Source organism: Sorangium sp. So ce295 (assembly GCF_051527405.1).
Lineage (GTDB): Bacteria > Myxococcota_A > Polyangia > Polyangiales > Polyangiaceae > Sorangium > Sorangium cellulosum_B.
The window spans coordinates 745,106-767,782 of record NZ_CP150324.1; the positions used below are offsets into that span (position 1 = coordinate 745,106).

Below are 22,677 nucleotides of genomic sequence, written 5' to 3' on the forward strand. Positions count from 1 at the left end.
ATATCCGGTGGCGAGGCCGGGACGCCCCGGATCGCGGAGGAGTGCTTCGATGGCAATGAAGATGGCTCGACGGATGACGTTTCTGGCGCTTTGCACGGTCTGGCTCGCCGGCTGCGGCGAGCGTCACGACGCGCGGCCTCCGGCGCCGGCCGCTGCCGCGTGCCCCGCGGTGACGCAGTGCCCCGAGCCTGCTGCCGCCACGGCGGCGGCGCCCGCAGGCCTGCCGGCCGCGACGGTGACGGCGCCCGCGCCGGACGCGAATGTCGTGGCGGACACGGGGGGCAAGGGGAGCCGTGAGGCCAAGGAGAAGGGGAGGGGGGCGGCGGAGCTGAAGGTGAAGCGGCTGGTGATCGCGGAGGGGGTGAAGGACCGCGAGCCGGTGGCGCCGGGGACGACGTTCCACGCGCCGGAGACACCGCGGCTCTATGCGTACCTGGAGGTCGAGAACCGGAGCGACGTGGAGGGCGAGGTGACGGTGGCGTTCGTCCCGCCGGGCGGCGGGGAGCCGGTCGGGAACGTGACGCTCGGGGTCGGGCCGTCGCCGCGGTGGCGGACGTGGGCGTTCACGCGCGGGGCGCGGAAGGCGGGGGAATGGACGGCGGTCGTGCGGTCGGAGACGGGCGAAGAGCTCGCGCGCGCGCCGTTCGAGGTGACCCTGTAGCCGAGGGCGGCTGGCCCCGGGAGACGCCGGTCGTCGTCAGCGCGTCAGGGCGCGTCCTTCGGCGCTTCTCCCATCGCATCCCGTTCGAAGACGTCCAGGTACACCCGGTCGACGTCGAGCGCGCCGCCGAGGGACGACAGCTCTGCCTGCTCGCCCGGGCCGTGGATCCGGAGCAGCCAGCTGCCGTCTGGCTGCCGCGTGAACACCTCGATTCGCGGCGCCTTCTGCGACGCGAGCACGTACTCCTCGAGCGACGGTAGCGTCCTGTACTGGGCGAACTTGTCCCCGCGATCATAGGCCTCGCTGGAGTCGGAGAGCACCTCGACGATGACGCGTGGGTTCAGGAGCGTGTCGCGCTGCTCGTCTTCGAACTCGGGACGCGCGCAAATGACGGCGCCGTCGGGGTACACGTAGCGGCGCGTGGCGGCGATCTTGATGCGCATGTCGGAGGTGAGCACCCGGCACCCCCGACCGCGGAGCGCGTTCCGCAGCTCACCGAGGATGTTCGCGGCGATCGCGCTGTGCTCCAGCGTGCCGCCCGCCATGGCGAAGAGCTCACTGTCCGCGTATTCGTGGCGAAGCGGCGACGAACGCTCGAAGTCCAGGTACTCCTGCGGCGAAAGGCCGGTGCGGACCGCGGCTTGTGCCATGTCCCGGAGTTTCACCCGGGAGACGGAACGCGTCCACCGGTCGAGAGCTCCACGGGCGCAAGGGGGTGGGACCCTTCCTGCGCCGTCAGGCGGGCACGAGCTCGACGAGCGTGATCTCCGGCGGGCAGTTGATGCGGACCGGCAGCCAGCCCCCGGCGCCGGCGTTGACGTGGAGGCGCCGGCCGCCGTGCTCGTAATGCCCGTTGTGGTAGAGCCCGGCGGGCAACATCGGCGTGAGCGCGTAATCGCCGATCCGGCCGAGCGAGATCTGCCCGCCGTGCGTGTGGCCGGACAGCATCAGATCGAACGGCAGCTCGCGCGCGGTGCGGAACGTGCCCGGGTGGTGGCTGAGGAGGACGCGCGGCGCGCCGTCGTCGCGCATCTGGCCGAGCGCTCGATCGAGCCCGTCGCGCATCGGGCGCCGGGCGGGCTCTCCTGGGCGCGCGCGGCTCGGGTAGTCGATGGCGCCCATCCACAGGCGATCGCCGCCAATGCGGACCTCCCGCGCCTCGTCGACGAGCACCTGGGCGCCCGCTTCCTCGAGGCCCTTCACAATCGTCCCGACGCTGGCCGACCGCGCAGCGATGTACTCGTGGTTGCCCATGCAGAAGAAGAGCTGCCCTCGGGCGGGGCGCAGGCCCCGGAGCAGCCGCGCGGACAGCTCGAGCTGCGAGACGTGGTGATCGAGCAGATCGCCGGTGACGACGTGGATGTCCGCGCGGATCGCGTTCATGGCGTCGCGGAGCTCGTCGAGCCGCTCGGCGTCCATGAAGCTGCCGACGTGCACGTCGCTGAGCTGCGCGATGGTGACGCCGTGCAGGCTCGTCAGCTCGCGGCGCACCGGCAGCGCGAGCCTCACGACGGCCGGACGCTGTCGCGACGCGAGCACGCCGCCCATCGACACAGCGACCGCCGCCGCGGGCAGCGCCCATGTCGCGCCGACGACGAGGCGGCGGCGGCGCTCATCGATGGCCTCCGGCCGGGCCTCGACCTCCTCAGGCCCACGGACGTCCTGAGCGGCTGGAACGGCCTGGGCACCGGCGCTGGCCTGCGCGTTCGTCGCAGTCTGGACGTCAGTTGAAGGCCCCGCGTTTCGGGGCGGCTGGAGCCGGTGGAGCGCCCGGACGGCCGCGCACGCGAGCGTGGCGAGCCCGAGGAGCAACCCGTAGAGGAGCAGGCCCACCTGCGCGCCCATGGCGATCAGCGCCAGCGGCTCCGGCGCGTGGCGCTGGAGCGCGCGCAGCCCCGAGAAGCTCGCCGCGGCCATGAGCAGCGCCGGGAGCGCGGCCAGCAGCAGGCCCGCAGCGCAGAGGCCGCTGATCAGCGCTGCATGCCGAGGGAACGCCGCGCGCAGCCGCCGCCACAGGATCAGGCCGAGGAGGCCGTTGACGAGCGTGACGACGAGGCCGCCGAGCTGGTACACGCCACGGAAAGTAGCATCGCGTCGATCGCGCGTCCGGCCGCGGCCCCGCCGGCTGCGCCTAGGAGCCAGCCGCTCCGTCAGGCACCTCGGCGCTGACCGGGATCTCGCGTGCTTCGAGCCCCTCGAGCGACGCCTTGCCCGAGAGCGCGTCGAGGTCGCCGCGCGCGTCCCGGAGGTAGCCATTGAAGAACGCGGCGAGGTAGCCCATCGCGATCGCCTGCTGCTCGCGCCGCGAGAGCCCGGCGCGGCCGTCGAGCGGCTCGGCGAGGCCGAGCGACGTCGTGTAGCCGAAGTGGTTCGCGAAGGGCAGGGTCACGAGGTGCTTCGGGGCGCGCGCGCGGTCGTAGAGCGCCGCCGGGACCGCGGCGGCGATGGGGTCCGCGGTGCCGCGGACGACGAGCGCCGGCCGGGGCGCGAGCGCGTCGATGGACAGCGCGCGCTCGGGGGCGCCGGCCGGCGCGAGGAGCGCGAGGGCGCGAACATCGAACGGGCAAGCGGCGTCGAGCGCGAGCGCGAGCGCCGCCTGCGCGCCGAGCCCGTGGCCGAGCAAGCCCACCCGAGCGAAGTCGGCCAGGAGCGGGCCCCGGGAGCCGGCCCGTAGGTGCGTGAGCGCGTCCCGGAGCACCGCGGCGCGGCGCAGCGGCGCGTCGTCGGGCGTGAGCCACGAGAGATCGGGCGCGACGACGACGAAGCCCCAGCGCGCGAGGTGCGCCATCACGCCGGCGAGCTGGCGGTAGTCCTGGGCAAGACCCGCGGGCGACCCGGCGGTGGCCGCGCTCGTGGCGAGGCGCCGCTCGTGGGCGATCGCGATGACCGGGAACGGGCCTCCCGACGAGAGCGGCGCCTCCTCGCCGTCCGCGGACGCGGGGTAGTAGAGCAGCGCGGCGCTCCGCGCGGGGCATCGGTAAATCGCGCCCTGGAACGGCCACGTATCGGGGTAGCAGGCGTCCGCCGACAGCGAGAGCGCGCCGATGCGCCGGAACCCCGCCCGGTGCGGCCCGGCGCGCAGCCGCGGCGAAGCGCCCGTGGGGAGCGGCGCAGGCGGAGGCGAGCTCGTCGAGGAGGGCGGGCGAGAGGTCGTCGCTGCAGGCGGTCGAGACGGCGTCGCCGCAGGTGGGCGATTCGTCGTCGCAGCGGGGGGGCGAGAGGTCGTCGCTGCAGGCGGGCGATTCGTCGTGGTGGCAGGCGGAGGGAGCGTCGCCGGAGAGGGGACATCCGCCGGGGAAGGCGACGCGTTGCCGACGATCGCCCGCTGCGACCAGACCGCGCCGTCGCGCGCCGCGTGGACGATCCGCCCTTCGGCGCGCACGGCGAGCTCGATTCGCCCGAGCGGCCAGCTCTCGATCACCGATACCGCGTCACACCGGCCCAGATCGGTGGCGAACACCGTCGGACCGCGGAAGCGCGCCCCGCGGGCGCCGTCGTCGCGGCACCACCGCGCGAGCCCCACGCGCGCGAGCGGCGAGAACAGCTCGAGCGTCCCAGGTCCGCCGATCGTGCTCCGGACGAGCGCCGGTGCCCCGCGGACCCCGGAGACCACCTCCTCCGGGCCGTGCCACGCAGCCCCGGACCCGGGAGAGCGCCAGAACATCACCAGGCGATCGCCGACGCGCGCGACGACCTCGAGGTCGCCCGGCGCGTGAAGGCCGTGCGGCGCGCCGCCCACGCGCTGGATCATCGCGACCGCCTCGAATCGACCGAGCCCCTCGCCGAAGATCACGGGGCCGCGCCAGCCGAGCTCCGCGGTGTCGTTGTCGCGGTGGTAGTGGGCGATCCCGCCGCTCGCGTGGGGCACCACGAGCTCGAAGTTGCCTTTGCCCCCGAAGCCGCCCTGGATCAGGGCGGGGTCGCCGGCCGCGCCCTCCGCGAAGAAGCGCGGCTCGCTCCACGACGGCTCGCTCGAGGGCGCGCACCAGAACGCGGCCAGCCGATCCCCGATGCGCGCCACCGCCTCGAGGTGGCCTGGATCGCCGAAGTTGCTCTGGATGAGCGACACCGCCTCGACCGGGCCGAGGCCGCCGGCGAACGTCGCCACGTGACGCCACGGCCCGGAGGCCTCCTCGCGGCGGTGGTGCTCGACGCCGAACGGCGTGTCGGCGGTGGGCAAGACGAGCTCGAGCGTGCCGCGGGAGGCGCATTGCAGGAAGAAGCCGCTGGTCGTGGTGGGCATGGCGCTGACGGCACCCAATTTAGCGGCGAGGCGCCGCCGCGCCTACCGCAGCATCTCGGCGAGCCGTTCGCCGGTCGCCGCCGCGAGCCCCCGGGCGAGCGCCCGCGGGTTCAGCTCGACCGCGACGGCCACCGCGTCCGGCGCGTGGGTGGCGAGCGGCGGCTCGACCGGCGCGTCCAGCCCGAGCAGGTGGCCGAACGAGCCGCCCGCCAGCTCGCTCCAGGCCGCGAGCAGCTCCTCCGAGGCGGCCTCCCCGCTCGTCGAGAAGTCGCCTGCCACCGCGATCGCGAGCGCGATCCCCTCGCGGGCGCTCGGCCTCGCGGCCGCCCCCACGGCGGTCGCCGCCGCGAGCAGCCCCCGCGCGCCGCGGGCGAGCTCCCCGTCGAACGGCCCCGGCGCGAACGCGCGCACGGGCGCCGGGCCGAGGCGGGCCTCGAGCGCGCGCAGCGGGCCGCCCGAGAGCGCCGCCGGCGAGCGCTTGAGGCGCCCGAGCGCGTACAGGGACGCGACGCGCGCCGGCCCGCGCAGCGGGCTGCCGCCGTCCTGTACGCAGGCCACGTCCTCGCCGAGCAGCACCAGCGCGTGCGGCTTCGTGCCGATGTCGCCCGTCACGCGCACGACGTCCGGGCGATCGAGCGCGCGCCGCTCCTTGCCCGTGAGCCGCCGCCGGAAGAGGCGTTCGATGGCGCGCGGATCGCCGCTGTGGCGCGCCACGTAGAGCGTGGCGCCGCCCGCCGGCCCCACGCCTGCGTACGACGCGATCGCCGCCTCGCGCACCTGCCGCAGATCGACGCCGGTCGCGCGGGCGTGCCGGGCCAGGTTCTCCTCGGGCGCCACGAGCGCGATCGACGGGATGAGCCACGGCACCGCCGCGACCTCGCGGGGCCGGACGAGGAGCAGCCACCTGAGCCCCGCCTGCGGCAGGAGGCGCGTCAGGTCCGCCGTGGCGAGCGGCGGCAGCGGCGGGCTCGGCCGGGCGGGCGGCCGCGGCGCGCCGCCGCACGAGGGCAGCGCGAGGCCGAGGGCGCAGCCCAGGAAGCCGCCGAGCACGGCGCGCCGGCGAGGCGCTCGCCCGGGCGCGTCAGCCAACGACGAGGTAGGCGAAGCGGCGGTTCTTCGAGCCGACGCGGACCAGGTAGCGCTTCCCACGCTCGAGCTTGAGCTGCTCGTCCTTGACCACCTCGCCCTCGAGGTGCACCGCGCCGCCCTTCACGAGGCGCCGCGCCGCGGAGGTCGACTCGGCGAGCCCCGCCAGCGCCAGCGCGTTGCCGATCGGGATCGTGTCGCGGTCGCTCGCCACCTGGAGCTCCTCGATGTTCTCCGGCAGGCCGCCGGCCGCGACGCTGCGGCGCCGCTCGAGGGCCGCGCTCGCGTCCTCCGCCGAGTGGAAGCGGGTGACGATCTCCTGCGCGAAGAGCTCCTTCACCGCGATGACGCCCTGCTCGCCGCGGAGGACCGCCCCCCGCAGGGCGGCGATCTCCTCGGGCGGGCGCGACGAAAGGAGCTCCATGTACCGCCAGATCACGCCGTCATCGACGAGCATCAGCTTCTGCAGCATGTCGAACGGCGGCTCGGTGATGCCGACGTAGTTGTCCGCGCTCTTCGACATCTTGGCGCCGACGACCTTCCCGTCCTCGACGCGGGCGTTCGTGCCCTCGAGGAGCGGCATCGTCATCACCATCTGGGCGCGCTTGCCGTAGCGGGGCATCAGGTCGCGCGCCACGAGCAGGTTGAAGAGCTGATCGGTGCCGCCGAGCTCGATGTCGGCCTCGAGCTCGACCGAGTCGTAGGCCTGGAGGAGCGGGTACATGAACTCGTGCACGTAGATGGGCCGCGCCTCCTCGTAGCGCTTCTTGAAGTCGTCGCGCTCCAGCATGCGGGCGACGGTGTACTTCGCGCAGAGCTCGATCATCTGCGTCGGATCGAGCTTGTTCAGCCACTCGGAGTTGTAGCGGACCTCGGTCCTGTTCTTGTCGAGGACCTTGAACGCCTGCGCCTGGTAGGTCTCCGCCGCGGCGACGACCTCCTCGCGCGAGAGCCGCGGGCGCAGCTCGTTCTTGCCGGTCGGATCGCCGACCATCGCCGTGAAGTCGCCGACCACGAAGACCACGTGGTGCCCGAGCTCCTGGAACTCCCGCATCTTCTGCATCACCACCGTGTGGCCGAGGTGGAGATCGGGTCGGGTCGGGTCGAAGCCGGCCTTCACGCGCAGCGGCTTGCCCTCGCGGATCCGCTCCTCGAGCTCGGCTCGGACGTGGAGGTCGACGACACCCTTGCAGAGGATCTGGAGCTGACGTTCGGCGGGGACCATGGGGCCCGCTTCTACCGCGCAGCGGAACCGCCCGCCAGAGGGGCGACGCGCCTCGGCGCGCGCGGAGAGGGCGCGGGGAGCGACCAGGGCGCGGGGAGCGACGTCGTCACGCCGACGCCGTGGGGCGCGTCACGTCAAGTCACGTCACGCACGCGCCGCGCGCCGCCTCATTCGTCGTCGGTCTCCTCGTCGTCCTCGTCCTCGTCGTCGTCGTCACCGGAGATCGCGTACGCGCGGCTCGCGTTGACGAGCTCCTTGAGCTCCTTGCCGACCTTGAAGAACGGAAGGCGCTTGGCGGGCACGGGCACCGGCTGGCCCGTGCGCGGGTTCCTGCCGCTGTAGGGCTTGTACGGCCTGACCGTGAAGCTGCCGAACCCGCGGATCTCGATGCCTTCGTTGCGCTGGAGCGCCTGCGTCATGGCGTCGAAGACGCAGTTCACCACGAGCTCCGCTCGAGCCTTGGTGAGCTCCCCCCGTCCCGCGATCGCGTCGATGAGCTCGCTTTTCGTCATGGTCGACCTCCCCCACCCGAGCGGACCGCCGCCGGCGCTCGACTTGCCGCTTTCCACCGCAGAGCTCCAGGGGATGCGCCGCTCCAGGAGCCGCACGACAACAGAATCCTATGAAAAGCTCGCATGTTACGGGACTAGCGGTCAACCGAATTCCCGCCCACAACGGAGAGCGCGTCGAGCGCGAAGAGGGCTCCGGTTTCTCCGTGCCCGGTCTGCCCGGTCTCCGCGGTCTCCCACGTTGCCGCCGCGTCCTCGCGGGCGAGGGAGAGCTCGATTCCGACGGCACCCTCGGGGATCGGATACGCCGGGAGCTCGGGGCAGGCGAGCGGAGCGCCCGGGGGGCTCGGCGCGGCGGGCTCGACCCGCCAGACGTGGAGCAGGGCGCCGTCGACGACGAGGCGCACCTCGCCGGCGCCGTCGCCCGAGAGCGCCACGCGCGGGCTGATCCGGGCCCCGCGGAGCCAGGGGGCGGGCAGGCCGACCCGGACGACGGCCTCGCCGCGCCCCGCCGCGTGCACCGCGAGCAGGCGCCCGCCTGACGCGCACGTGCCGCCGGCGTGCTCGGGCAGCGCGAAGGCGCCGCGCTGGTCGCGGGGTGGCCACAGCGACTCGCCCTCGATGCGGGCCTCGCCGGGCGGCTCGGTGTCGAAGACGAGCGGCGTGATCGAGACCGAGGCGAGGCCGCCTCCGTCCGGGATCGCGAAGCGGTAGCGGTACGCAGGGGGGCGACCGCGGGCCTCCCACGCCATGCGGTCGATCGCGTCGCCCCGGTAGCGCAGCACCGCGACGTCCTCCGGGGCGGGATCGAAGCCGAGGTTGAAGCCGTGATCGGTGTCGACGAACACGAGGCCGCGCGAGACGCCCGCGCGCGCGACGGCTCCGGGGTCGAACATGGGCAGGCCGCCCTCGCGATCGCGGAGGGCGGCGTGGTCGAAGCCCGCGCGGAAGGCGAAGCCGGCGAGCGGGAGCGCCGCTGCGAAGAGCGCCGCCGCAAGGAGCGCCGCGGGGAGGAGCGCCGCCGGGAGGAGCGCGCCACGCCGGCGCGCGGGGCCGCGCTCCGCGTGCGCCGCCGTCGCGGCGCGCTCGGCGAGCGCGAGGGCGGCCATGGCGGCGAGGACGTGCTCCACCGGCAGCACGTCGGCGAAGAAGCGCGCGCCGCCTCCCGGGTAGTTGCCGTCGAAATAGAAGGGGGCGTAAGCGGCGACCTGGAGGAGCGGGGCGATCGCGAGGGCGCGCGAGCGCGGCCGCCGCCAGGCGATCAAGGCGCCGGCGAGCACGAGCAGCGCGAGCGGCTCGGCGTTGAGCGCGTCCACGAGGTGGAGCTTCAGGCGGCGCAGCGTCGTGCCGGCAGCAGCCAGAAAGCCGTATCCTTCCGCGAGGTTGTGACGGACGAAGTCGCCGTGCTCGCCGAGGCAGCCGACGCCGGCGCCGAAGCCGTAGCGGAAGCAGCCGGGCGGGCCGTCCGAGACCGCGTAGTACGCGGCCTGCGACGAGGCGAAGGCGCCCGTCGCGGCGCGCTGGTGGGCCGCGAGCAGCGCGAGGCCGGGGAGGGCGCCGATCGCCATCGCCGCGGCGAGCCGCGCGAGCCGCGGCGAGGGGCGCGGCGGCGGATCGCCCTCGCGCGGGCCGGCCGCCGCGCTCCCCGGCGCGATCGCCGGCAGGATCACGAAGGGCAGCGTCGCGGCGAGGGCGAGCGCGCTCGGCGGGCGCGTCGCCGCGAGCCAGCCGGCGGCCAGCCCGGCGAGCGCGGCGGCGCGGACCGCCGGACCGAGGGGCCCCGTCGCGGCGCCCGTCGATGCGGAGGCGCGGGCCTGGTCGAGCGCGCGCCGCGCCGACGTGAGCGCGACCGTGAAGCAGAGGGCCGCGAGCCCGTGCGACATCGTGTCGGCCGTGTGGTAGCGGAGCGCGGCGCAGAGCGCCGAGAAGAGCGCGGCGACGAGCGGAACGAAGCGGATCGGCGCGGCGCTCCCGGACGGGGCGGGGCCCTCCGGCGCGAACCGCGCGGCCAGGTCGTAGGTGGCGATCGCGAGCGCCGCGGCGAGCGCTGGGCCGACCGCGAGCGGCGCGCCCGCGAGGAAGCCCAGCGCGAGCAGGGCGGGGTAGCCCGGGGGGAAGAGGACCGCGACCTCGGCCGCGCGGTTCGCGCCAGAGGGCCCGGCCATCGTGTCGCCCATCGCGTCGCTGCGGACGAGGAAGCGGCCGAGCACGGAGGCCGCGGGCTCATCGAGCGGCCACGCGAGGTAGCCGGCCGCCATCGCGCGCGCCTCGAGCCAGTAGCTGGTCGCGTCGATGATGCGGGGGCCGCCCCGCAGGTAGACCGCGACGTACGCGGCCGAGAGCAGCGCCGCGACGACCGAGAGCGCCGCGGCGATCGCGGCGCCCAGGGACGCGCCGGAGCGGGGCGCGGGGTCGCGGCCCGAGCCCGCGGCGCCGGGGCGTGGAGGCGCGGGGCCGGCCCGCGCGGTGGCGGGCGAGCGGCGGAGGAGCCAGGCGCCGGCGAGCGCCGCCGCGAGGGCGAGCGCGAGCGCGATCCATTGCGCGGGGTCGCGGGGCAGGCCGGCGCGCACGTCACTGTCCGGCGAGCGGGCGCGCGCCGGCGCCGCGCGCGGGGCGATCGAGGATCCAGACGTGGTGATCGACCCACTCCCCGTCGACCGGCGTGAGCGTGAGCGTGAACGTCTCGGGCAGGCCCTCGGGGAGGTCGAGCGAGGCCTCGGTCCAGCCGTCGCCCCTCTTGAGCGCGAGGTGGCCGATCTCCCGGCCATCCGCCGTCGCGCGGATCGTGGCGGCGCGGGGCGCGGCGGTGCGGACCACGAGCCTGCCCTGGCCCTCGCGGGGGGCGTGGAGGCGGGCCGCCTCGCTCCTGCCGCCCGGGATGACGCGCCCCGCGTCGAAGCGATCGTGCCCTGATCCGCGCGGATCCGGGAGGACGCTGAAGCCGACGAAGCCGGCCTGGGGCCGCGGGAAGGCGTAGCCGTGCTCCCGCTCGCTCACGAGATCGGCGACGTCGAGCTCGTCGACGACCCGCTCGTCCTCGCGCATCGACGCGGGCGCCTCGCCGTGCGCGAGCGGGCTCCAGTCGGCCTGGTAGATGACCTTCTCCGCGCCGCCGCAGATCACGTTGCCGACGACGGGGATCGCCGCGATCCGGCTGCCGAAGATGGCCGGGAGGTCGCCCCACCAGCCCGGGTAGATGGCCAGCGTGTCGGGGCGGTCGTCGGCCGGGATGCGCTCGATGAGCTCCAGCGAGGCGCCCAGGCCGTGGACGCCCGCGCGCGCGAACGGCAGATCGTGGTAGCCGCCGAGCCCGATGATGTCGAGGCCGGGCCGGTCCGACGCGTACAGGAGCGCGCCCGCGTCGCCGACGAGGACGCGGCGCACGTCGAGCTGGGCGAGGAGCTTGCCGGCGACGAGGTGCTGATCGCGGATGTTGCGGCTGGCGCGGCCGAAGAACCAGATCTGGTCGCGCATCCTGGGCAGCTGGTGCGCCCAGAAGAGCGCGGCCACGGCGAGGGCGAGCGCGACGCGCGCGCACCAGAGGCCGCGCGAAAGGGGGCCGCCGCGGGCCGCGGCCGCGAGGCCGCCGAGGGCCCCGAGCCGCGCTCCGAGCCCGGCCGGGGAGCTCTCTGGCCGCTCCTGGCGGCGCTCGCCGCCGCTGGCCCATGCGGCGCGCGCGACGAGCAGCGCGAGCCCCATCGCCGCGAGCACCAGCAGCCAGGCGACCGCGGGCATGGTGTAGCGCTCGTTCTGCCAGCGGACCTGACCGTTCAGGGCCACGAGCGCGAGCCACCCGACGACCTGGACCCAGAGCAGCGCCGCGGCCCCGCGGGTCCTGCGCGAGGCCAGGGGGATGAGCGCGAGGGCGGGCACGAGCCAGCCCCAGGGGAGGGCGTCCGAGAAGTGGTGGTTGGTGTTGCGGGCGACGACGTACGTCGCGAGGAACTCGTAGGTGTCCCACTTCTCGGAGGACGTCATGTACGGGTTGTTCAGCGCCAGCTTGGCGATGGCGCCGCTCGCCGCCCACTCGCCGGTGAACACGCGGTTGGCGACCGCCTGGGCGAGGCACGCGAGCGCGCCGGGCACCGACGTCCGGAGCAGGGTCGCGATCGCCGCGCGCGCGCCGTGGGCCCGCCTCACGGCGATGGCCGCGTACACGCTCAGCGCCGCCACGCAGACGACCGACTCCGGCCGGGTGGCGTAAAGGAGCGCGCCGGCGAGGCCGGCGGCCCAGCCGAGGTGGGCGAGGCGCTTCGGCGGCGCCGCGGCGCGCGCGCTTGCTATCGCCCGTGCCCCCATCTCGCGCGGCGCGTCGGCCGCGCGGGCGACCGAGAGCGCGGCGAGGGTGGCGAGCGCCCAGACGCCGAGGTGGAAGGCGTTCTCCATCCCGCTGAACAGCGACCAGTCGAGCGCGCCGATGGAGAGCGCCACGGGCGGCAGGAGGTACTTCGCCCAGCGCCCGACGGGCTCGAGGAGCCGCGCGCCGACGAGCAGGAAGCCGAGCGTCGAGGTGCACGCGACGATGGCCGCCCACTGCATCAGCAGGACGCCGCGGAAGCCGACGAGATAGCCGAGCGCGAGGACGAACGGGTAGCTCAGGCTCGTGTTCCCGCTCGAGAAGCCGTTGCCCTCGGACCACTCGAACGGGTACCCGCGCGCGGTGGCGCGGGCGTAATCGAAGTGGATGAAGACGTCGTCGAGCGGCGCCGACCACATGCCGCCCGTCTGCTGGTGCATCGCGCTGTAGAACGCGACGGCGGCGTAGAGGACGCATGCGCCGGCGTAGGCGGCGAACAGGACCGGATCGACGCGCGGCCAGGCCTCGACCAGGCGATCGAGCCAGCCGGGGGGCGCCGCCGGGCCGGCGCCCCGGGAGGCCGCGGTCTCGGTTCCGTCCGTTCCGTCGGGGGAGGCGCTGCTCGGCCGGGGCGCTGCGCTTCCGGGCGGCGAGGAGGGACCAGGGTCGGCGCTGGACGGTGACACGCGGCTCTTTTACACGACTTTCACGCAGCCTGACCCGAGGAGCCCGCCCGCGAAGGCTGAGGTCGCCAGCTCTGCCCAGCACGTTTGCAAGCGGCTGCTTCAGGATTGAAATGGGAAAGTCATTTTACTAGCGAAAGTCCTCGAACTCCGAAGGGAAGCTCCTGGCCCGCATCCTGCTTATTGAGCGGTGCAGAGCGCCCGTGACGGTCTCCCCCCCCCGCCGTCGAGCGGGCGCTCTTTTTTTCTCCGCTGCCTCGCTGATCGGATGGCCGGCAGACGGATCTGCGGGTGTTCCTTGGCAGGCGCTCGCCGTCGGGGCTCCCGTTGTGGGCCCGTCTGCAGCGATGGCGCGAGGCCCGGGCGACCTGAGCTGGGGCCGTCCGTGTAGGATCCCGTCCACGGACCGCGACACTCGAGGGGGCTCATGCCTGCGCTACCGCCGTTTTCCCGTCTGTTCTTGCTGCTGTTCCTCTGGAGCTTTCTCGCTGCCTGCGCCTCGGGCGCGGTGACCCCGTCTGCGGTCGAGCCGCCGAAGACGGTGATCGTCCCGCCGCTGGCCGCGCCGGCCGCTGTCGTGGCGGCCGAGCCCGAGCCGGAGCCGGGCACCGCCGTGCCCGTCACCCGCGCGGATCCGTGGTGGGGCGAGCCGCTCGCGCCGGTCACCCTCGTTGTGTGGGGCGACTACGAGTGCCCCTTCACCTCCAGGCACATGGCGACGCTGGAGCAGCTGAAGGAGGCCTACGGGCCCGATCGGCTGCGCATCGTCTGGAAGCACTTCCCGCTCGCGTTCCACAAGAATGCGCGCCCGGCGCACCTGGCGGCCGAGACGGTGTTCCGGCTCGGCGGGGCCGAGGCGTTCTGGAGATTCCATCAGCTCGCCTTCGCCAACCAGCGCGCGCTCGCGCCGGCGTCGTTCGAGGCGTGGGCCGCCGAGGCGGGCGTCGATCAGGCGGCGTTCCGCGCGTCCTTCGAGGAGCAGCAGCACGCGCCGAAGATCGACCGGGACGTCGAGGCCGGCAAGGCCGCGGGCGTCGGGGGCACCCCGGCGACCTTCGTGAACGGGGTGTCCGTCAGCGGGGCGCGGCCCATCGACGACTTCCGGCCCATCATCGACGAGCAGCTCCGGGCGGCCGAGGAGCTCCGGCGATCGGGCGTCCCGCAGGAGCGTGTCTACGCGGCCCTGTCCGAGCGGAACAAGGCGCGCGCTCCGGCCCCGAAGCCGCCCACTCCGCCGGCCCCCGAGGACACGACCGTGTGGAAGGTGCCTGTCGACGGATCGCCGATCCGGGGCAATCCGGGCGCTCCGGTCACGCTGGTCATGTTCTCGGAGTTCGAGTGTCCGTTCTGTCGCAGGGTCGCCCCGACCGTCGACGGCCTCGAAAAGAAGTACGGCGCTCAGCTGCGCGTCGTCTTCAAGCACAACCCGCTCCCCTTCCACAAGCGGGCCGAGCCCGCCGCGGAGCTCGCGCTGGAGGCCAAGGCGCAGAAGGGCGACGCGGCGTTCTGGCGGGCGTACGAGCTCTTGAAGACCGGGGGCCTCGAGGACGCGGACCTCGCGGCGCACGCGAAGTCCCTGGGCCTCGACGTGGCCCGCGCGCAGAAGGCCATCGCCACGCGGCGCCACGCGGCGCGCATCGAGCGCGATCAGCGCCTCGCCGACGATCTCCAGGCGAGGGGGACGCCCCATTTCTTCATCAACGGCAGGCGCCTCGCCGGCGCCCAGCCGGCGGAGAAGTTTGAGGCCCTCATCGATGAGCAGATCGCGCGCGCCGCGAAGCTCGTGGCCGCGGGCACGCCGCCCGCGAAGGTCTACGACGCGCTTCAGAAGGAAGCGAGGGCTGGCAACGCGCCCGAGCGGATCCTCGCCCCGGCGCCGACCAAGGACAACCCCGGCAAGGGAGCGAAGCCCGGCGCGAAGGTGACGATCCAGATGTTCGCCGACTTCCAGTGCCCGTTCTGCAAGCGCGTCCAGCCCACGATCGACGAGGTCATCGCCGCCTATCCGGGCAAGGTCCGCGTCGTCTTCAGGCACCTGCCGCTCCCCTTCCACACGCGGGCGCCCCTCGCCGCCGAGGCGTCGATCGAGGCGTTCCGGCAGAAGGGCGAGGCCGGCTTCTGGGCGATGGCGCAGCGCCTGTGGGAGGACCAGTCCGAGAGCGGGCTCGGCCGGGAGGCGCTCGAGAACCACGCGGCCGCGATCGGCCTCGACGTGGCGAAGTTCCGCGCCGCGCTCGACTCGGGAGCGCACCGCGCGGCGGTCGAGGCGGACCTGAAGCTCGCCGAGCGCCTGCACATCACCGGCACGCCGTCCTTCGCCATCAACGACTACTTTCTCGGCGGGGCGCAGCCGACCGCGCACTTCAAGCGGCTCGTCGACAGGGCGCTCGGCCCGCACGATCCCCCCACGAAGGAGTCGCTTCACGGCGCGGGCAAGCCCGCGGCCCAGCCGGGAGCAGCGCAGCCGACGCCGGCCCAGCCGGGGGCGGCCCAGCCGGGCGCAGCGCAGCCGCCCCCGGCGCAGGGGGCGCTGATTCCTGGCATGCTGGGCGCCAAGCACCTTCTCATCATGTACGCGGGGTCACGGCGTGCGCCGCCGCACGTCGCCCGCACCCGGGACGAGGCGCGCGCGCTCGCCGAGCAGCTGCTCCAGAGAGCGCAGCGCGGGGCGAAGTTCGAGGAACTCGCGGCTCAGTACAGCGACGAGCCGGGCGCCGCCGGGCGCGGCGGCGATCTCGGAAAGTTCCCGAAGGGGGCCATGGTGCCCGAGTTCGAGCACGCGGTGGAGAAGATCGCTGTCGGCTCGCTGAGCGGCGTCGTGGAGACGCCGTTCGGCTTCCACGTCATCCTGCGGACGCAGTAGCGATGGTGCGCGGACCTCTCCGCTCACCCCCTCACAGGGGGTGATCGGCGCACGAGCGGAGATGCAGAGTCGATCATCCCAGGTCGTCGCGTGGGCCGGGCTCGCCGCCCACCTCGTGTTCGGCCGGGCTCGCGCGCTCACCCGCGCGCTCGTATCGCCGTGGGGGGCCGGGGATACCCGGCGGCCGTTCAGTGGACGACCGGGTTCGTCCGCGGCGACTCGCGGCGCGGGCGGCGTGATTTCAGGACAGGCCCGATTCTTCTTGCCGGTCCCGGTCGAGAAGATTTCGCGCCATCCTCCAAAGGCGTCCGCGCGCTCTCTGCGCGGTCCCGTGCGGCCTGCGCGTTGACCCCTCTCGCGCGCGTCGAGTAGAACGATCTTCGCGCCCGAGCGCGCCACCCAGTCAGCGCCAGCGCGGATTGGAACCGCAAACGATGCGTTGGTTCGTCGAGATCTCGTCGTTAGGCCAGAACGCTCCGCCGAGCAGGAAGGTGTGCGTCGAGGCCCCGCAGTGGCAGCCCGCGCTGCAGAAGGCCCGGGCGCTCCGCGGCGATGGGGGCCCGCTCAACAATTTCTCGGTGGATCTGCTGGAGAGCGGCTACCGAGCGATCGATCCGGCGACGCGCGTGCGGTACGTCGTGCAGCGCGCCCCGGACGACGCGGCGCTGACCGACGGGACCGACACGCCGGCGGGCGCCCCCCCGGCCGGGGCGGCTTCTCCAAAGCCGGCCGAGCCAGCGGGGCGTGTCGCAGGGAAGCGCCCGATCGCGCCCACGGTCCCGTTCATCTCGATGGGGACCGCGCTCCTCGTCTCGGAGCCAGCGGGCGCCCAGGCGCAACCGGCGAAAGGCGCGGAGGCCGCGCCGGGGCGGGATGCGCCGCCGGAGCGAGGCGCCGAGCCGGAGCGAGCGCCCGCGGAGCTGCCGCCGTATCAGCTCATCTCGCAGCGCGAGGAGAACCCGTCCGAGCGCTCGCCGCTCACGTACCGAGAGCTCGTCTATGCGGTCGCCACCGGCACCCCGCGCGATCTCGTCAGCGCGCTGCTGATCGATCGGCTCGAGCGCGCACGGCAGCGCATCGACGACGCGCGACCGGGGAAGTTCATCCATATCGCCGTGTTCGATCACGTCTTCGACGGCCGGCCTCAGCGCAGCCCGCTCGCGACCCTCGCCTGGAAAGACTGGCGCTCGGCCGAACCCGAGATCCAGTTCCGCCCGCGCACCGGCGGCACCGCACCGCCGCCGGCCATGCCACCTGCGGACGTGGCGCCGCCGGTTGCCGCGCCGCCGGCCGTTGCGCCGCCTGTGGACGTGGCGCCGCCGGTTGCCGTGCCGCCGGCCGTTGCGCCGCCTGTGGACGTGGCGCCGCCGGTTGCCGCGCCGCTGGCAGACGCCGCGTCGCCTGTGGACGTGGCGCCGCCGGCAGACGCCGCGCCGCCTGTGGACGTGGCGCCGCCGGTTGCCGCGCCGCCTGCCGACGTGGCGCTGCCTGTGGATGTGGCGCCGCCGGTTGCCGCGCCGCCGGCCGACGTGGCGCCGCCGGCTGACGCGCCGCCTGCGGACGCGGCGCCGCCGGCAGACACCGCGCCGCCTGCGGACGGGCCACCGCCGGCCGCCGCGTATTCTGCGAACCTGCCGCGGCCAGCCCTCACGCCGCCGGCCGACGTGGTGCTGCTCGCCGTGCCGGCCGACCAGCAGGGGGCGCCGCCGCGTCTCCAGCTGGTCCCGGAGCCGCCCGAGGTCGCTACCCCCACGCCGGCGCCGCCGCGGCGGCGCTCCTCCTTCCCTCCGAAGAACGGGCGCCTCTCCGGCGACGACCTCATCGCCGAGCTGTTCGAGGCGTGCAGCGACCTGCACTTCCTCCAGGACACCCTCGCGGGCGCCGACTTCATCCTCGCGCTCACGCTCGACAAGATCCCGTGCGCCCTCGGCCTCGTGTCGCTGTTCGACATCAACCGGCGCGAGTTCGTGGTCGTCCGGCAGTACGGCGGCAAGAGCGCGCTCCTCGCCAGGCTGTCCGAGCGGGCGCCGCTCCCGCTGGCCGCGATGCGGTCGAGGCGCGCCGTCGTGGTGCCCGACGCGGCCAAGGACGAGCGCGTCATGGACGAGCGGTGGAAGGCGATCGGCGTCGAGCTCCGGAGCGTCATCTGCGCGCCCGTCGAGCTTGCGGGCCGCTACCTCGGCCTCCTCGAGATCGGAAACCCGCTCGACGGCAAGCCGTTCTCCGAGAGCGACGGCAACGCGCTCACCTACATCGGCCAGCAGTTCGCCGAGTTCGTCGGGGCGCGCGGCGTGGTCCTCGAGCCCGGCCTCGTGACGGCGGGGGCGAAGAAGGCCGCCCGCTAGCGGAGCCGAGCGATGGACCTCCTCCCCTCCGCTGGGAAGCGCCATCGCGTCCCGTACTTCGCCCTCGTCCCCGCCATCGTCGTCGCCGTGCTCGTGCTCGGCGGGATCGCCCTGCGCACGACGCTGCAGATCGAGAAGGCGCGTCAGCAGACCGTCTTCGACGCGACGCTCACCCTCGCCGACGAGCGCGTCGACCGGCTCGACAAGCTGATCATCGCCCAGGACAACGTCGTCGCCGCGCACGTCGACGTGGCGAACCTCTCGGTCATCGCGCGGCGGTGGCTCCCCACGGCGGCCCGCGAGACGCCGACCGTGCGCGCCATCCTGGTCCTCGACATGGACAACGAGGCGCACGACGTGCTCGCGTTCGCCTCGCGCGGCGCGTCCGGGCGGGAGGACGACGCCTTCCGCAAGCTCCTGCTCGCCCGCCTCCTGCCGCAGATGAACTTCACCGGCGACACGGCCGAGCTGCGCCACCTCCACCACGTCATCGATCAGCAGAGCCTGCTCGTGAGCTACTGGCAGCGCGAGCACGCGGGGCGCAAGTGCCTCATCGTCGCGTGGCACGAGGTGCCGCGCCTGGTCCACGAGGTGATGCCCCGGCTCTTCCGCGACCTCGATCGCGAGAAGAGCCGGATGAACGTCATCGACGAGGAGGGCCGCATCGTGTTCGGCCCGCCCATCATCGGCGGCGAGTTCACCGTCGGGCGCCCCTTCCCGACCACGCTCTACAACTGGCGCCTCCAGATGGCGCTCACCACGGCCGAGGAGCTCGGCGAGAAGGTCGAGCGGCAGCGCCTGATCGAGATCCTGATGGTCGGCTTCTCGGCCCTGGTCGCGCTGGCCGGGCTCGCGATCGTCGTGCTCGCCTCCGTGAACGAGCGGCGGCTCGCGGCGCTGAAGAGCGACTTCGTCGCGAACGTGTCCCACGAGCTCAAGACGCCGCTCTCGCTCGTCCGCATGTTCGGCGAGCTCCTCCTCGGCGGCCGCGTCCCCAACGACGAGAAGCGCCGCCAGTACCTGCAGATCATCGTGAGCGAGAGCGAGCGGCTCACCGCGCTCATCGAGAACGTCCTCGATTTCGCCCGCGTCGAGCGGGGCAAGGCCGCCTACGAGTTCGCGCGCGGGAGCGTCGCCGAGGTGGCGACGCGCGCCGTCGACATGTACCGCTACCGCGCCGAGCGCGAGGAGATGACCGTCGAGCTCACGATCGCCGAGGGGCTGCCCGAGGCGCTCATCGACGCGCGCGCGCTCGAGCTCGCCCTCGTGAACCTGCTCGACAACGCGCTCAAGTACGCGAAGGACGGCGGCCGCGTCGCCGTCGCGGTGGAGGCCGAGGGCGGGGGCGGCGGGCGCCTCGCCGCGCTGACGCGCCAGGCGAGGCAGGTCACCATCCGGGTGAGCGACCGCGGGCCGGGCATCGATCCCGACGAGCAGAAGCACATCTTCGAGCGCTTCGCGCGCGGACGGCGGGCGAGCGAGCGGCAGGTGCGCGGCAGCGGGATCGGGCTCGCGCTCGTGAAGCACATCGCCGAGAGCCATGGCGGCGCCGTGCGGGTCGAGAGCCCGCTCACCGACGACGGGCGCGGCAGCGCGTTCGTCGTGTCGCTCCCCGCGCTGGAGCACGACCGGGAGGCGCAGGAGCGCGCCGCGAGCGCCGAGCCGGTCGCGGCCGATCCGGCGCCGGACGCGGGGTCGCCGTGAGGGCGCGCGGGAGCGGCGAGGCGGCGCCCCGGCCGGGCGACGTCGCGGTCAAGGCGGCGCCTCAGCAGCGGAAGGACGCCGCGGTCAAGGCGGCGCCCCGGCCGGGCGACGCCGCGCGGGGCGCCGCGGTCAAGGCGGCGCTCGACGGGGTGCGCGCGCGGTGCGCGGTCGAGGAGCGCCGCGCGCGAGACCCCGTCTCCTTCGTCCACCGCTACACGGACCCGGCCGATCAGGAGCTCGTGGCGCTCATCGCCGCGTCGCTCGCCTTCGGCAACGTGAAGGCGCTGCACGCCAAGATCGGCGAGGCGCTCGATCGCCTCGGGCCGGAGATCGCCCTCACCGCCGACGACGCCCGGGCCGTCTCGGCGCGGCTGCGCGGCTTCCGGCACCGGATCTACCGCGATCGCGACCTCGTCGGGCTGATCGTCGGCGCGCGGCGGGTGCAGCGGGCCTCGGGCTCGCTCGGCGCCGCCTTTGCGGCCGAGCTCTCGCGCACCCGCGACCTGCGCCAGGCCCTCGGGGCCTGGGTGCGGGCGATCCGACGCGCCGGCGGCCTCGACCGGCGCCCGGACGACCGCGGAGCCGCGCACATCCTCCCCGATCCCGAGAAGGGCAGCGCCGCCAAGCGGCTCATGCTCCTGCTGCGGTGGATGATCCGCCCCGCGGACGGCGTGGACCTCGGCCTGTGGCCGGTGCCCCCGTCGGCCCTCCTCATCCCGGTCGACACGCACATCGAGAAGCTCGGCTACAACATCGGGCTCACCGATCGCAGGGGCGCCACCTGGAAGACGGCAGAGGAGATCACCGCGGCCCTCCGCGGCTTCGATCCAGCCGACCCGGTCAAGTACGACTTCGCCCTCTGCCACCTCGGCATGCTCCAGCAATGCCCGTCGCGGCGCGATCCGGTCCGCTGCCAGGGGTGCGGCGTGAAGCCGGTTTGCCGCCACTGGGACGAGTGAACACGCCTCGAACGGCAGATTTCCGTCCGGAACAGCTACAACCCCGATCAGATCGAGAACGCGAAGGCCTTCGAATTTGAATCGGATTGCAACTGTGATTTTCAGTCGTGCAATGGTGGCTGGTTGTGTTTGGCGTAAGTATTTGAAATTCTATACTGCGTGGGTCGGCACGGAGCCTGCAAAATGACACGCGAGCGCCGTCGCGGAGACCTTCCCCCCCCAGGTCCGCGAGGCGCTTTTTTCATTTTGTCTCCGGCAAGCGCATGAGCGCGGCCGTCCGGCAGACGGCACGGCAGGAAGAGCGCCGCAACCGAGCCCCCCCGAGCTCTGCTGCGGCGTTCTTCTTGCCGTGCCCCCTTTCCCGGGTGCTTACGGGACCCTCGCCGGCTCTCTCGTCGCCCTGGTGTATTGCGATCCGCATGCCACGTTCCGGGTTGGTAGATCTGGAACCTTTGTGCACGCCTGTGCTGGAGCTCTCGATCGCGCGCCGCGGTAGGCCTGGGCACATGGTCATGTCCCCGCGAGACGCGAATCCCCGGGAAAACGCGCCGTTGACAACGTGCGTTTCTGCCAGGGGCAGTCGCCCCACGCGCTGTCCGGCGCGATGAGGTGGAGTGGCTTCCGGAACGCTGTGTGACTTTTTCACGCGCTGCAGGAGATGATCGTGAAACGTGCTGTTCCCATGGATTCATGATCATCCAGACGAGCGAACTGGGTTGCGGCCTCGACGAGCGACTGGCCTGTGTTCCGTCCATCCTGCTGAAAAGAATGTCGAGGTTGCCTGCATGCGGAAGCAGCGCCAGCAGGTAGATTGACCGTATGGTCTGGACATTCGGGGCAACCCTCCTGGTGGCGCTGGCGCTCGCGGTGCTGGCGGCGATCGGGCTGTGGGCGCACCTCCTTTACTGGGTCAAGCGGCTGACGCTGCCGCTCGAGTACAGCGTGGAAGAGGTCCTGCGGACCGAGGATGGCGCGCCGATCGAGATCCGCCGCGTCCCGCGCCCGGACGGCGCGGAGGCGCAGCCGGACCTGCCGCCGATCCTGCTGGTCCACGGGATCGCCGCGAACCACAGAAACCAGGACATCCACCCCGATTACTCGCTCGCTCGCCACCTCGCCACGCTCGGACGCGACGTGTGGTTGCTGACGTTGCGCAGCGGCCGCCTCCTCACCCGCGCCGAGCGCCGCAGCGTCCGGTTCTCCGCCATGGTCCGGTACGATCTTCCCTGCGCCATCGAGGCGATCCTGGAGCGCACCGGCGCCCGTTCGCTGGATTATGTCGGCTTCTCCATGGGGGGCATGCTCCTCTATGCGGCGCTCGGCCGGAGCGTCGCCGGCGATCGGGTCCGCCGCGTCGTCATCGTCGGCTCGCCTGGCCGGGTCACCACGCCGGTGCGCCTCATGCGCTTCCTGCCGGGCCGGCTGCTGCCGGGCGTCCCGCTCCGCCTCATGGCACGCAGCGTCGCGTTCGCGTCGGAGTGGCTGCCGACGCCCATCCATCACGCCGTGGCCAACCCGCGCAACGTGCCTCCCGGCGTCACGCGGCTCGCGCTCGTCAACTGCATCGAAGACATCCCAGCAGCGCTGAACGCCGACTTCGCCGCGTGGATGGCGAGCGACGGGGAGATCCGCGTGGACGGCGAGAGGGTCCTGGACGGCCTCGCCTCGGTCGCGGCGCCGGCCCTGTTCATCGCTGGCAGCGCCGACAGGATAGCGCCCGCCTCGGCGGTGCGCGCGGCGTTCGACGCATGGGGGCGCGATCGCCCGGAGACGCCGAAGCGCTTTCTCGTGCTCGGGCGCGACTTCGGGGCGCGGGAAGATTACGGTCACGGCGATCTGGCCGTCGGCGCCTATACAGGCGTCGAGCTCTTCGAGCCGATCGCTCGTTTCCTCGGCCCCGATCTGCAGGCCGAAGACGCGCCGGGGCCCGAGACGGGCGCCGTGGCGCTGGAGGCCATCCAGGCGCGTCAGCCGACATCCGACGAGGCCGCTCCGATGCCAGATCTCCCGGCCGCCTGACGCCCGTGGAGGTCGATCGCGCGCGTGTGGAAGCGCGGTGATCGACGATTGCAGAGCGAAAGCGAAGAGGCGTATCCTCGGCG

General features: G+C 73.7%; 14 protein-coding genes. 6 read left to right on the top strand and 8 right to left on the bottom strand.

Features of this window, described 5'->3' with window-relative positions:
- The first annotated feature begins 49 nt into the window (after positions 1–49).
- The gene (locus tag WMF11_RS02820; protein WP_437906869.1) at positions 50–661 is read left to right on the top strand and encodes a DUF2914 domain-containing protein; all 612 of its coding nucleotides are present in this window, start codon (positions 50–52) and stop codon (positions 659–661) included.
- A 44-nt stretch (positions 662–705) separates the two neighbouring features.
- Here WMF11_RS02820 and WMF11_RS02825 read toward each other — a convergent pair whose 3' ends face one another.
- The 8 genes from WMF11_RS02825 to WMF11_RS02860 all read right to left on the bottom strand — a co-directional run bounded on the left by WMF11_RS02825 (position 706) and on the right by WMF11_RS02860 (position 12,707).
- Complete coding sequence (locus WMF11_RS02825) at positions 706–1,311, bottom strand: Uma2 family endonuclease (RefSeq protein WP_437976326.1); 606 nt, start codon at positions 1,309–1,311, stop codon at positions 706–708.
- A gap of 85 nt (positions 1,312–1,396) precedes the next feature.
- On the bottom strand, positions 1,397–2,734 hold the full coding sequence (locus WMF11_RS02830; protein ID WP_437976327.1) for a metallophosphoesterase: 1,338 nt from the start codon (positions 2,732–2,734) through the stop codon (positions 1,397–1,399).
- Between the two features lie 58 nt (positions 2,735–2,792).
- Positions 2,793–4,904 (bottom strand): alpha/beta hydrolase, encoded by a 2,112-nt coding sequence (locus WMF11_RS02835; protein WP_437976328.1) that lies wholly within the window; start codon positions 4,902–4,904, stop codon positions 2,793–2,795.
- Positions 4,905–4,946: 42 nt separating this feature from the next.
- On the bottom strand, positions 4,947–5,993 hold the full coding sequence (locus WMF11_RS02840; protein ID WP_437906873.1) for a hypothetical protein: 1,047 nt from the start codon (positions 5,991–5,993) through the stop codon (positions 4,947–4,949).
- The gene (gene tyrS / locus WMF11_RS02845; RefSeq protein WP_437906874.1) at positions 5,986–7,215 is read right to left on the bottom strand and encodes a tyrosine--tRNA ligase; all 1,230 of its coding nucleotides are present in this window, start codon (positions 7,213–7,215) and stop codon (positions 5,986–5,988) included. Before tyrS ends, WMF11_RS02840 begins: the two co-directional genes overlap by 8 nt.
- Positions 7,216–7,382: 167 nt before the next feature.
- On the bottom strand, positions 7,383–7,727 hold the full coding sequence (locus WMF11_RS02850; protein ID WP_437297590.1) for an HU family DNA-binding protein: 345 nt from the start codon (positions 7,725–7,727) through the stop codon (positions 7,383–7,385).
- A 134-nt stretch (positions 7,728–7,861) separates the two neighbouring features.
- Entirely contained in the window at positions 7,862–10,294 is a 2,433-nt protein-coding gene (locus WMF11_RS02855; RefSeq protein WP_437976329.1) for a hypothetical protein, read from the bottom strand.
- A 1-nt stretch (position 10,295) separates the two neighbouring features.
- On the bottom strand, positions 10,296–12,707 hold the full coding sequence (locus WMF11_RS02860) for a hypothetical protein (RefSeq protein ID WP_437976330.1): 2,412 nt from the start codon (positions 12,705–12,707) through the stop codon (positions 10,296–10,298).
- Positions 12,708–13,131: 424 nt separating this feature from the next.
- Between WMF11_RS02860 and WMF11_RS02865 the strand changes: the two genes are divergently transcribed.
- The 5 genes from WMF11_RS02865 (at position 13,132) to WMF11_RS02885 (ending at position 22,594) form a co-directional block, all read left to right on the top strand.
- Positions 13,132–15,567 carry a thioredoxin domain-containing protein gene (locus WMF11_RS02865; RefSeq protein WP_437976331.1) on the top strand — a complete coding sequence of 812 codons (2,436 nt, stop codon included), beginning with the start codon at positions 13,132–13,134 and terminating at the stop codon, positions 15,565–15,567.
- Between the two features lie 434 nt (positions 15,568–16,001).
- Entirely contained in the window at positions 16,002–17,912 is a 1,911-nt protein-coding gene (locus WMF11_RS02870) for a GAF domain-containing protein (protein WP_437976332.1), read from the top strand.
- Between the two features lie 12 nt (positions 17,913–17,924).
- Positions 17,925–19,616, top strand: a complete 1,692-nt coding sequence (locus WMF11_RS02875; RefSeq protein ID WP_437906880.1) for a sensor histidine kinase — start codon at positions 17,925–17,927, stop codon at positions 19,614–19,616.
- Positions 19,613–20,575, top strand: a complete 963-nt coding sequence (locus tag WMF11_RS02880) for a TIGR02757 family protein (RefSeq protein ID WP_437549263.1) — start codon at positions 19,613–19,615, stop codon at positions 20,573–20,575. Before WMF11_RS02875 ends, WMF11_RS02880 begins: the two co-directional genes overlap by 4 nt.
- 819 nt (positions 20,576–21,394) lie before the next feature.
- Positions 21,395–22,594, top strand: coding sequence for an alpha/beta fold hydrolase (locus WMF11_RS02885; RefSeq protein WP_437976333.1), 1,200 nt, complete (start codon positions 21,395–21,397; stop codon positions 22,592–22,594).
- The last annotated feature ends 83 nt before the right edge of the window (positions 22,595–22,677 follow it).

Excerpts from the sequence above, each read along its gene's own strand:
- tyrS (WP_437906874.1), bottom strand. The coding sequence starts at position 7,215 with ATGGTCCCCGCCGAACGTCAGCTCCAGATCCTCTGCAAGGGTGTCGTC.
- WMF11_RS02825 (WP_437976326.1), bottom strand. The coding sequence starts at position 1,311 with ATGGCACAAGCCGCGGTCCGCACCGGCCTTTCGCCGCAGGAGTACCTG.
- WMF11_RS02820 (WP_437906869.1), top strand. The coding sequence starts at position 50 with ATGGCAATGAAGATGGCTCGACGGATGACGTTTCTGGCGCTTTGCACG.
- WMF11_RS02875 (WP_437906880.1), top strand. The coding sequence starts at position 17,925 with ATGGACCTCCTCCCCTCCGCTGGGAAGCGCCATCGCGTCCCGTACTTC.
- WMF11_RS02835 (WP_437976328.1), bottom strand. The coding sequence starts at position 4,904 with ATGCCCACCACGACCAGCGGCTTCTTCCTGCAATGCGCCTCCCGCGGC.
- WMF11_RS02865 (WP_437976331.1), top strand. The coding sequence starts at position 13,132 with ATGCCTGCGCTACCGCCGTTTTCCCGTCTGTTCTTGCTGCTGTTCCTC.
- WMF11_RS02870 (WP_437976332.1), top strand. The coding sequence starts at position 16,002 with ATGCGTTGGTTCGTCGAGATCTCGTCGTTAGGCCAGAACGCTCCGCCG.
- WMF11_RS02850 (WP_437297590.1), bottom strand. The coding sequence starts at position 7,727 with ATGACGAAAAGCGAGCTCATCGACGCGATCGCGGGACGGGGGGAGCTC.
- WMF11_RS02885 (WP_437976333.1), top strand. The coding sequence starts at position 21,395 with ATGGTCTGGACATTCGGGGCAACCCTCCTGGTGGCGCTGGCGCTCGCG.